3 protein-coding genes and 1 pseudogene are annotated in these 4,046 nt (G+C 66.9%); 3 read left to right on the forward strand and 1 reads right to left on the reverse strand.

What is annotated here, in order from left to right; translation table 11 throughout:
- Positions 1–588, forward strand: a pseudogene (locus B1964_RS00100) (AMP-binding protein); the annotation flags it as partial.
- Positions 589–609: 21 nt separating this feature from the next.
- On the opposite strand, the gene B1964_RS00105 reads toward B1964_RS00100, so the two are convergent.
- Positions 610–1,260: a pyridoxamine 5'-phosphate oxidase family protein gene (locus B1964_RS00105; protein WP_079928338.1), complete on the reverse strand. Its 651-nt coding sequence runs from the start codon at positions 1,258–1,260 to the stop codon at positions 610–612.
- 128 nt (positions 1,261–1,388) lie between these two features.
- Here B1964_RS00105 and B1964_RS00110 point away from each other — a divergent pair, with 128 nt between their 5' ends.
- Together B1964_RS00110 and B1964_RS00115 are read left to right on the forward strand one after the other, a co-directional pair.
- Positions 1,389–1,943, forward strand: a complete 555-nt coding sequence (locus B1964_RS00110) for a DinB family protein (protein WP_006369057.1) — start codon at positions 1,389–1,391, stop codon at positions 1,941–1,943.
- A gap of 219 nt (positions 1,944–2,162) precedes the next feature.
- Positions 2,163–3,794 carry a DUF6777 domain-containing protein gene (locus B1964_RS00115; RefSeq protein WP_079928339.1) on the forward strand — a complete coding sequence of 544 codons (1,632 nt, stop codon included), beginning with the start codon at positions 2,163–2,165 and terminating at the stop codon, positions 3,792–3,794.
- Positions 3,795–4,046: the final 252 nt, after the last annotated feature.

Below are 4,046 nucleotides of genomic sequence, written 5' to 3' on the forward strand. Positions count from 1 at the left end.
ACCGAACACGGCATGTTCATCAACAACCACTGGGCCCCGGAAGTGCGGCGACCGCTGTTCCCCGGATCGATGGGCCAACCGATGCCCGGTTTCGCCACCGGCATCGTCGACGGACAGATCGCGATCGATGTATCGGCCAGTCCGGCACTGTGGTTCACCGGATACCTCGACGACCCGGAGAAGACCGCGGCCCGGTTCACCGAGGACCGGCGTTGGTATCTGACCGGCGACACGGGCCGGGTCGACGAGAACGGCAACTACTTCTTCAGCGCTCGGGACGACGATGTGATCATCATGGCCGGCTACCGGATCGGACCATTCGACGTCGAGAGCGTGCTGATCACGCATCCGTCGGTGATCGACGTCGCCGTCGTCGGCCGGCCGGACGAGTTGCGCGGTGAGGTCCTCGAGGCCTTCGTCGTGCTCGCCGACGGTGTGGTCGGCGACGACGCCCTGGAGTCCGAGCTGCAGCAGCTGGTCAAGACGGGTTTCGCCGCGCATGCCTATCCGCGCAGCGTGCATTTCGTCGACGCGCTGCCCAAGACACCGAGCGGCAAGATCCAGCGATTCGTCCTGCGGCAGAGGTAGTACCGGCCCCGTCATCACAGGTCACCGTCGTCGTCGGCCTCCGCTCGCCAGGCGCCGCACCGACTCGGGGATCTCGGTGCCCGTTGCGGGAATCGGGTCGTCGTAGACGGTGCGGACGGGCACGACGCCGGTCCAGTTGTCGGTGTCGACACCGGGACCTCCACTGCGGGCCTTGGCGATCCACTGACCGTCGACGATCGGCATCCGCAGGGCGACCGTCGCGGCACGCTCCTTGCCGGTGATCGACGGCGTCTCGGCGACGCGGCCCGGGATCAGCTTGTCCGACAAGGCTTCCAGTGCGGCCTGGTCGTCGTCGGCGCGTTCGGGGATACCTCGCACCACCGCGGACCGATAGTTCGCGGAATGGTCGAAGAGACTGTCGGCCACCACGATTGCGTCGAGGACGAACACAGTGAACGTCGACGGCGCACCCTCGGCCACATGACGCAGTGCGCCTGCCGCGATCGATCCGTGCATGAGGATGCCGTCACCGTCGCGGGAGAAGAGCAACGGCACCGACCACGGCCACCCGTCGACGACGGTCGAGAGGGTTCCGACGAGGACCGAATCGAGGACGTCGTCGAGCAACGCGCGGTCGCCACCGCGAGTCGGCTTGCGGCGCAGAGCAGACAGTTCGGCGGGTTCATCGGAGTACGAGGAGGACTCGGGCATGAGGGCATGGTGCGCGTCGCGCGGCCTCCCGGCAACAGATTTCCCTTCCCGAGAAAATGCGGACCGGATCTGTCCGCATTGGTTCGTAGCTTCGGTGGTGACCGCGAACCACTCCGAAAGGCACCATCATGGCCGGCACCTACACCTCCGTCACCCTCTCCGTCGATGTCACCGGCGAGAAGGCCGACGTCTTGACCCTGTTGGAGGATCAGCGCGCGATGTTCCTGGTGACCTTGCGCGATCTCGACGACGAGCAGGCCCGCCGCCGCAGCACCGTGAGCGAACTGACCCTCGGCGGTCTCCTCAAGCACCTGACGATGGTGCAGCGCGAGCACACGCAGACCATCCTCGACCGCGACCCGAACGCCGAGATCCACATGGACAATCTCGAGCACGGATACGAGCTCACCGACGGCGAGACGTTCGAGGAGTGGCTCGCCGCCTACCGGGATGCCGCGCTCGCCTACGACGCGGTGATCGCCGAGGTCGGTTCACTCGACGAACTGATCCCGCAGGCGACCGCACCATGGCAGCCCGAGCGAGAGTGGTGGACGGTACGCAAGATGGCCCTGCACATGTTGCGCGAGACCGCCCATCACAGTGGCCACGCCGACATCATCCGCGAGGCGCTCGACGGCCGGACGACGATGGCCGCGCTCTTCGATTTCGGCGATCCGGCCTGAGGTCGGCGCGGCATCGGTCGGTGTTCATCGCGACGAATCGGACGCCTGTTACGTCGGTGTAGTCCGTTCGGGTGGATTTCCCGATCAGCCGACCGAATCCGCCCGAACGCGGTTGCCCCTGCTCAGAGCCGCTCACAATACTTGTGGCTCGGGGAACACACCACCACCGATCCGTGCGGCGATCGCGCCGGGCACGGGCGTTCGTAGGAGACCGAGCAGATGTCGTACTACCCACCGGGGCCACCCACGTATCCGTCGATGCCGTTCGGCGCCGTGCCGCCCGAACCGCAACCGCGTAATCGCCGCAATCTCACCTTGATCCTCGCAGCGATCGTTGCGGTGCTCGCGCTCGTGTTCGCCTCGGTCGTGGTGATCGTGCTCAAGAACAAGAAGGGCGAGTTCCACATCCCCTTCCTGTCGCTGACGTCCGCGGACGCACCGGGTGATGCGCCGTTCATGGCGCAGCCGAATCTGACCAACAAGCCACTCGACAACGGTCTGCGCCTGAGCGCGCAGACCGGCGCGCCGGATCAGGGCACGCGACTGGTCAGCGGCACCACGCCGGGCCTGTACGTCGGTGGGTCTACCACCTGCGACCCGGCCGGTCTGGGTAATTTCCTCGCGCAACACCCCTCCCAGGCGGCGGCGTGGGCGAGTGTCTACGGGATCAGCACGCAGGCCATCCCCTACTACCTCGACACCCTGACGCCGGTGATCCTCTCGGCCGACACCTGGGTGACCAACTACAGCTACACCGGCGGTTCGGCGGTGCCGTTCCAGGATGTGCTGCAGGCCGGCACCTCGGTTCTCGTCGACAGCGCCGGCGTTCCCCGGGTCCGCTGCCAGTGCGGTAATCCGCTCGGGCCGGCCGCCTCGGCCCCCATCGGCGGATACCGAATCCGCGGAACCCATTGGCAGGGTTATCAGGTCAACTACATCACCCGCGTTGCCTACAACACCCAGAACGTCACCGTCGTCAACAACACCACGACCGTGATCAATCAGGCTCCGGCCCAGGCGAATACGCCGGCCGCCGGTGCTGCCGCGCTGCTGACGCTACTCAATCCCGATACCCGTCAGCTCTTCGATCGCACGGTCGGCGGCTTGCTGGATCTGTCGGGTCAGCCGCCGCTGACCGAGGCGCTGCCGACGCCGGCATCACTCAACGTGCCGTTGGCCGCGCGCAGCGACGAGGCCGCGGCACAGAACGGGCTCGCCCGGGCAGGCGAGACGGCCGCCGCGCCGGAGGTCACGCAGATGGCCGAATCCAACGGCAACACCCCGCCGACCGAGGGCCAGACCACCGAAGCCGCGTCGGGCACCGAATCGGGAACCGACACCTCGGCCGCGGGCCCGACCTCGAGCGAGGAGACCTCGGCGGCGAGCAGCACCACGACCTCATCCGACACCAGTTCGAGCGCGAGCAGCTCGTCGTCGGCGGCACCGTCGCCCACCGTTTTCAGCGGTAGCGGTAATTCCATCGGCAGCTTCAGCTTCACCGAGAACAATCAATCGGTGACGTGCCAGGCGCCGTCGCAGGAGACCACCGGCTCGGGGTCGCTCACCTGTAATGACGGGCTGTCGCGGTCGGTCTATCAGAGTTCGCTGTCGCAGTCGTCGGTCACCTCGGCCACCGACTCGACCGGAATCTGGCGATTGTCCTTGGGTAGTACTTCGGTGCCGATCACCTCGGCCACGTGGCAGACCCTGATCGCGACCACCACCGAAACCACCACGGCGGAAACCCCGACGGCGACGGAGACCACGGAGGTTCCGACGACGACCGAGGAAACCACCACGGAGACAACGGAAGAAACCACAGAGACACCGACGACAACCCCGGCGGGCTGACCCCAGTGCGCCGGGCCTCGAGACCACTCGCACCGAAACCAGCACCACCGCAGCCGGTCTCGAGGCTCGTCGCCAACGCTCCTCACACCTCGACCACCGATCTGGGAAACCCTCCGACCGACGGCGACCATCCCCCGATGGTCGAGGTGCACGGCGCCCAAGGCGCCGGGCCTCGAGACCACTCGCACCAACCATCATCACCGAGCCACCGGGGACCGAAACCAGCACCGCCGCAGCCGGTCTCGAGGCTCC

It is taken from the genome of Gordonia sp. i37, assembly GCF_002043085.1.
GTDB classification, from domain to species: domain Bacteria; phylum Actinomycetota; class Actinomycetes; order Mycobacteriales; family Mycobacteriaceae; genus Gordonia; species Gordonia polyisoprenivorans.

Excerpts from the sequence above, each read along its gene's own strand:
- B1964_RS00105 (WP_079928338.1), bottom strand. The coding sequence starts at position 1,260 with ATGCCCGAGTCCTCCTCGTACTCCGATGAACCCGCCGAACTGTCTGCT.
- B1964_RS00110 (WP_006369057.1), top strand. The coding sequence starts at position 1,389 with ATGGCCGGCACCTACACCTCCGTCACCCTCTCCGTCGATGTCACCGGC.
- B1964_RS00115 (WP_079928339.1), top strand. The coding sequence starts at position 2,163 with ATGTCGTACTACCCACCGGGGCCACCCACGTATCCGTCGATGCCGTTC.